The sequence below is a fragment of the Arsenophonus sp. ENCA genome, from assembly GCF_002287155.1.
GTDB classification, from domain to species: Bacteria; Pseudomonadota; Gammaproteobacteria; order Enterobacterales; family Enterobacteriaceae; genus Arsenophonus; species Arsenophonus nilaparvatae.
The window spans coordinates 1-6,118 of the sequence record NZ_NHNG01000539.1 but is presented as its reverse complement, the minus strand read 5'-3'; the positions used below and the strand labels follow the sequence as shown (position 1 = coordinate 6,118).

Annotated in this window: 5 protein-coding genes and 1 pseudogene; 4 read left to right on the top strand and 2 right to left on the bottom strand. The window is 36.5% G+C overall.

What is annotated here, in order from left to right; genetic code table 11:
• Positions 1-389: 389 nt before the first annotated feature.
• Positions 390-1,814, bottom strand: coding sequence for an aspartate ammonia-lyase (aspA, locus tag CBG25_RS13990; RefSeq protein WP_290607358.1), 1,425 nt, complete (start codon positions 1,812-1,814; stop codon positions 390-392).
• A 383-nt stretch (positions 1,815-2,197) separates the two neighbouring features.
• Between aspA and CBG25_RS13985 the strand changes: the two genes are divergently transcribed.
• The 4 genes from CBG25_RS13985 to CBG25_RS13970 all read left to right on the top strand — a co-directional run bounded on the left by CBG25_RS13985 (position 2,198) and on the right by CBG25_RS13970 (position 5,570).
• Positions 2,198-2,701: an FxsA family protein gene (locus CBG25_RS13985; protein WP_290607356.1), complete on the top strand. Its 504-nt coding sequence runs from the start codon at positions 2,198-2,200 to the stop codon at positions 2,699-2,701.
• Between the two features lie 170 nt (positions 2,702-2,871).
• The gene (locus CBG25_RS13980; RefSeq protein ID WP_290607354.1) at positions 2,872-3,165 is read left to right on the top strand and encodes a co-chaperone GroES; all 294 of its coding nucleotides are present in this window, start codon (positions 2,872-2,874) and stop codon (positions 3,163-3,165) included.
• Positions 3,166-3,212: 47 nt separating this feature from the next.
• Positions 3,213-4,856: a chaperonin GroEL gene (gene groL / locus CBG25_RS13975; protein ID WP_290607352.1), complete on the top strand. Its 1,644-nt coding sequence runs from the start codon at positions 3,213-3,215 to the stop codon at positions 4,854-4,856.
• 372 nt (positions 4,857-5,228) lie between these two features.
• Positions 5,229-5,570 carry a DUF4156 domain-containing protein gene (locus CBG25_RS13970; RefSeq protein ID WP_290607350.1) on the top strand — a complete coding sequence of 114 codons (342 nt, stop codon included), beginning with the start codon at positions 5,229-5,231 and terminating at the stop codon, positions 5,568-5,570.
• 61 nt (positions 5,571-5,631) lie between these two features.
• Here the strand turns inward: CBG25_RS13970 and CBG25_RS13965 are convergent.
• Positions 5,632-6,000: pseudogene (locus CBG25_RS13965) on the bottom strand (EF-P beta-lysylation protein EpmB); the annotation flags it as partial.
• Between the last annotated feature and the right edge of the window lie 118 nt (positions 6,001-6,118).

The following is a 6,118-nucleotide window of genomic DNA, read 5'->3' as shown; positions in this document are numbered from 1 at the left end:
CTTTAGGGCGGAAACATCTACTTTTTAACCATCGGCTAACCGTGTCATGAGATAAAGGCGATGGGCTGACTTCTGATAACGCCAAACTAGAGTATCTTACACTGCTTACTTGCAAGAATATTTTATAGATATCTTTAATGCATGGATAACCGGACAAAATATGAACATCCTTATTTTTTCTTGTTTTTAAATTTATACTTCTTTTTTAGAGACTGCGAAACTCGTGAGAACAATAATAAATTCTACGGCTAACATAATGTTTACTCCTTAAAGTAATTGATAATATTTTGTTTGTTTTTTGTATATGCATAAAGTAAAAGGCACGCTTCTTTGTAGAGAGCGTGCCTTAAAAATTAAGACGAATTAATTTTTATTGTTAACATGCTAATTTAGTCATCAAAGCGTTTCGCTTTATACTGAGGATTTTTTAGATTTTCAACAGAGAAAATATCGTCTAATTGTTCTTCTGTTAGTAAACCTCGCTCTAATACTACTTCTCTAACATTTTTACCTGTTTCAGCGCATATTTTACCGACGATATCGCCATTATGATGACCGATAAATGGATTAAGATAAGTAACAATGCCAATCGAATTAAAAACATATTTTTCGCATATTTCTTTATTGACGGTAATACCGTTAATACATTTTTCCAGTAAATTACGGCAAGAATTATTCATTAATGAAATAGATTCAAAAATTGCCTGGCCGATTGCCGGCTCCATCACATTCAATTGCAATTGTCCTGCTTCCGCTGCAATAGTAACACAAGTATCGTTGCCAATAACTTTGAAACATGCCTGATTAACCACTTCAGGGATAACAGGATTGACTTTAGCAGGCATAATAGATGAACCCGCTTGTAGTTCGGGTAGATTGATTTCTTTTAAACCAGCACGAGGGCCGGAAGAGAGTAGGCGAAGATCATTACAGATTTTTGATAGTTTAACGGCTAAGCGTTTTAATCCTGCATGTACTGTAATATAAGCACCACAGTCGGAAGTTGCTTCAATTAAATCTTCTGCCGGAATGCAGGGCAATCCTGTTACTTCAGCTAATTTTTTTACCACCAATTCTTGATAACCGGCAGCGGTATTGACTCTGGTTCCGATTGCGGTTGCACCAAGATTGACTTCAAGTAATAATTCACTAGCGCGGTGTAAATTTTTTATCTCTTCTTTTAATAATGTAGCAAATGCATGAAATTCTTGCCCTACTGTCATAGGAACCGCATCTTGTAATTGGGTACGACCCATTTTAAGAATATCTTTAAATTGGTTGGCTTTTTGTTCAAAACCTTCTTGAAGTAGGGTAAGTGATTTAATTAGGTTAGTAATAGAGTTATAAACCGCAATTCGAAAGCCGGTTGGATAGGCATCATTAGTTGATTGACTCTTATTTAAATGGTCATTGGGATCTAAATATTGGTATTCACCTTTTTTATGTCCCATTAATTCAAGACCAATGTTAGCCAGGACTTCGTTAGTATTCATATTTAATGATGTACCGGCTCCCCCTTGAAAGACATCTACTGGAAATTGATCCATGCACTTGCCTTTATCTAAAATTTGGTCACAGGCATTAATAATCGCATCTGCTTGCTTTTGTGGAATAGTTTTTAGTTCTTTATTTGCCATTGCCGCTGCCTTTTTTACCATTACCATTCCACGAATAAATTCGGGTACATGATTAATAGTTCGGTCGCTAATATAGAAATTCTCGATCGCACGCAATGTATGAATACCATAATAGGCTTCAGCAGGTACATCTCGTTTACCTAATAGGTCTTCTTCAGAACGAATACTTTTGGACATACAAACCTTCTTAAAATTAAATAGCGATTTATTAACTGAATATGTAATGTAATAGTAAAAATGGATTATATTAACGTCAGATTTGATATTAATAACTAAGATTTTAATTATAACCGTGATATATATTCCGAAATAGTGGTATTGTCATAAATATGGAATACTATATATGCATCTTAGTGAATTAAATATGATATGTGTGATCACATTCACATAACCCATTAAAAACATTAAAATTTTTTATCATTGAAAAATGTATGATAGATCTGCATCATATAGGTATTATCGGCATATAAAGCAAATATTGTGATATTCATTTTTTTGAGAAAATTTATCTTGCTAAGTCAAGAGGCTAGCGTTTTATTAGCAAATATTAGGAGAATTGTATGCGTTGGTTTCCATTCATACTTTTATGCCTGTTAATTTATATCGAAGCAGTTATCTTTGTTAGGGTTGTTGAGAGCATAGGTGTATTAACCACTTTAATATTGGTCGTTTTAACTTCATGCCTTGGAATTTCTTTAGTAAAAAGTCAGGGAATTAAGAACTTATTGTTAATACGTCAAAAATTAGCTGATGACGAAAATCCGGCCGAGAAGATGATTAAGAATGTGGCCTTAGTGATTGCAGGTATTCTGTTAATCATACCTGGTTTTTTTACGGATTTTTTAGGTTTGTTATTACTATTTTCTCCGATCCAAAAACTGATAGTCGTGAAGCTTATGCCGCATATTCATTTTTATTCTGCCGGGGCAGCTAACGATAATTTTAACCGTTCTTCAAAAGGGCATACCTATGAAGGCGAATTTGATAGAAAATCTGATTCTCCATCAAACAGCATTAAACATGAAGACAGATTTTCTAAAAAAGAAGATCATGATGATAAATAATACTAACGATTTTGTTTTTAAGTAGAAAGAAAAAATGAAAAATTTTTTGTATACCCCCTTGAACTGATTTTAATTGACCCCATTTTGTCAAATAGGGTACTGGTTTAATAAGACATACTAGTATCATCCTTATTTACCTTATATTGATTTTATTTATAGGAGATCTATTAATGAAAATACGTCCATTGCATGATCGGGTTATCATCAAGCGCGAAGAAGTTGAAGCTAAATCTGCTGGAGGCATTGTTTTGACGGGCTCTGCTGTTGGTAAGTCAACTCGAGGCAAAGTGCTAGCTGTTGGTAACGGTCGCATTTTAGAAAATGGTGAAAATAAACCGTTAGATGTGAAAGTTGGCGATACTGTTATTTTTAACGACGGCTATGGCGTGAAGACAGAAAAGATTGATAACGACGAAGTATTGATTATGTCAGAAAGCGATATTCTGGCAATTGTTGAAAAATAATTTCTCGCTTAGATCTTCAGAATGAATGAATTTAAAGGAAAGAAACAATGGCAGCTAAAGACGTAAAATTTGGGATTGACGCGCGTGCAAAAATGCTTCGTGGAGTAAGTATTCTTGCTGATGCAGTTAAAGTTACTTTAGGTCCGAAAGGCCGTAATGTAATTCTGGATAAATCTTTCGGAGCACCTTCAATTACTAAAGATGGCGTGTCTGTTGCGCGTGAAATCGAATTAGAAGATAAATTCGAAAATATGGGTGCCCAGATGGTAAAAGAAGTTGCATCTAAGGCGAATGATGCAGCAGGTGATGGCACAACCACAGCAACAGTACTTGCTCAATCGATTGTTAGCGAAGGTTTAAAAGCGGTTGCTGCCGGCATGAACCCAATGGATTTAAAACGCGGTATTGATAAAGCGGTTTCTGCGGCAGTTGAAGAATTGAAAAAATTATCTAAACCGTGTGCTGATAATAAAGAGATTGAACAAGTCGGTACAATTTCGGCTAACTCTGATAAAACCGTCGGTGAATTAATTGCTAAAGCAATGAAAGCAGTTGGCAAAGAAGGCGTTATTACCGTTGAAGAAGGTTCCGGTTTAGAAGACGAACTAGCTACTGTTGAAGGTATGCAATTTGATCGCGGTTATTTGTCTCCTTATTTTATTAATAAGCCAGATATGGGGTCTGCTGAATTAGAAAATCCCTATATCCTATTAGTAGATAAGAAAGTTTCTAATATCCGTGAATTGTTACCTGTATTAGAAGCTGTTGCTAAAGCAGGTAAACCTCTGTTGATTATTGCTGAAGATGTTGAAGGTGAAGCCCTGGCAACATTGGTAGTAAACAACCTACGTGGTATTGTAAAAGTTGCTGCGGTAAAAGCCCCTGGTTTTGGTGATCGCCGTAAAGCCATGTTGCAGGATATTGCTATTCTAACCAAAGGTGCTGTTATCTCTGAAGAAATCGGTATGGAGTTAGAGAAAGCGACGCTAGAAGATTTAGGTCAAGCGAAGCGTATCGTTATTAACAAAGATACCACCATCATTATTGATGGTATCGGTGAGAAAAGCACGATTAAAAGCCGTATCGAACAAATTAAGCAACAACGTGATGAAGCAACCTCCGATTATGATCGTGAAAAATTGCAAGAGCGTATTGCCAAGTTATCAGGCGGTGTTGCGGTGATTAAAGTAGGTGCTGCGACTGAAGTTGAAATGAAAGAGAAACGTGCCCGTGTCGATGATGCGTTGCATGCAACTCGTGCAGCCGTAGAGGAAGGTATTGTTGCTGGCGGCGGTGTTGCTCTGGTTCGTGTTTCAGCTGCATTAGATAAGTTGAAAGGTGACAACGAAGATCAAAAAGTTGGTATTGATATCGCCCTTCGCGCGATGGAATCACCTATGCGTCAAATTGTTGAGAATGCGGGTGAAGAATCAGCTGTAGTTGTGAACAATGTTAAGCAAGGTAAAGGCAACTACGGTTATAACGCTTTAACTGAAGAGTATGGCGACATGCTTGACATGGGTATCTTGGATCCAACTAAGGTTACTCGTTCTGCTTTACAATTTGCTGCCTCAATCGCCGGTCTTATGATCACAACTGAAGCTATGGTAACTGATTTACCAAAAGAAGATAAAGCTGATCTAGGTGCTGCTGGTATGGGTGGTATGGGTGGTATGGGTGGTATGATGTAAGGTATTAAAATCCTAACATCGTTATCCTTATCACGAGAAGAACCCTGAGTTTAACTTTTGACTCGGGGTTTTTTATTATCAAATTTTTATCTGTTTGCAATTTGATTTCATTAAGGGTTTGCTAGCGACTGGTTATTGGCTTTAAGTCTATTTTTTCACATAATATGATTTAATTTTGCGATAATATGATTTAACCGAGTATATTTACTAGAATAGGGTAAAATGTTGTTAACACGCTGGTATAAAAGATTGATGGCCAAACTATTTGGCTGGATATTATGTTGTTATTGGATAATAAGCTTAATTTGGCAAAAAAATTCGGTAATGTAAGCGTTGATATTAATATATAGCTAAAAGTAAATGAGGAACAACATGCGAATTAAAGTATTGCTTGGTGCCACGCTATTTGTCTTGGCTGGCTGTTCAACAACCAATAAAATTACCACTGCGGGTGAAAAAGTTCGTTTCGTTAATACCCAGCCTGGAAGTGAATGTCGGCATTTAGGGTCGATTACCGGCACCCAAAGTAATTGGCTTAGTGGCGTAAATAATGAGTCTAGTTCACTGCGTGGCGCAGCAAATGATTTACGCAATAAAGCTGCTGAGATGGGAGGCAATGTTATTTATGGCGCTAATAGCCCAACGGAAACGTTACTCTCGAGTTTTATTCCTACTGACAGTAAAATGATAGGACAAGTTTATAAGTGTCCATAACGCATGCTAAGCATGATCCTGAATAATATAGGATCATGCGTTTTATCATGTAGCTAAATCGTTATTGTAATTGTAAGTCAATCGGTGTTTTACTCAATTTTCCACCTATTTCTCTGGTTAATCTCGGTACCAGATAGCCTGAGATACGAGTAAGCAGTTCTTTCATTATGATGCGAGCCTCTTCATCCGTTACCATAAAATGGGCGGCACCTTGGACTTTATCTAATAGATGTAAATAATAAGGTAGTATGCCGTTTTCAAACAGTTTATTACTTAATTTAGCCAGACAGTCAGCATTATCATTCACACCGCGTAAAAGTACACTTTGATTTAATAAGGTAACACTTACCTGTTTTAACTGTTCCATCGCGCGACTAAACTCATTGTCAATTTCGTTGGCATGATTGATATGAGTCACCATCACGAGTTTCGCACAAAACTAATTTGGGTACGCTAATAAAACACGGATGTGCTCAGCAATAGCATTTTTGATTACGTCCCAATTTTGTTGATAAAGGGTTATTTTTTCAGATATACGACGTTTATGT

Bases quoted from the DNA above. Each gene is read 5' to 3' on its own strand.
- CBG25_RS13985 (WP_290607356.1), top strand. From the start codon at position 2,198: ATGCGTTGGTTTCCATTCATACTTTTATGCCTGTTAATTTATATCGAA.
- CBG25_RS13980 (WP_290607354.1), top strand. From the start codon at position 2,872: ATGAAAATACGTCCATTGCATGATCGGGTTATCATCAAGCGCGAAGAA.
- groL (WP_290607352.1), top strand. From the start codon at position 3,213: ATGGCAGCTAAAGACGTAAAATTTGGGATTGACGCGCGTGCAAAAATG.
- aspA (WP_290607358.1), bottom strand. From the start codon at position 1,814: ATGTCCAAAAGTATTCGTTCTGAAGAAGACCTATTAGGTAAACGAGAT.
- CBG25_RS13970 (WP_290607350.1), top strand. From the start codon at position 5,229: ATGCGAATTAAAGTATTGCTTGGTGCCACGCTATTTGTCTTGGCTGGC.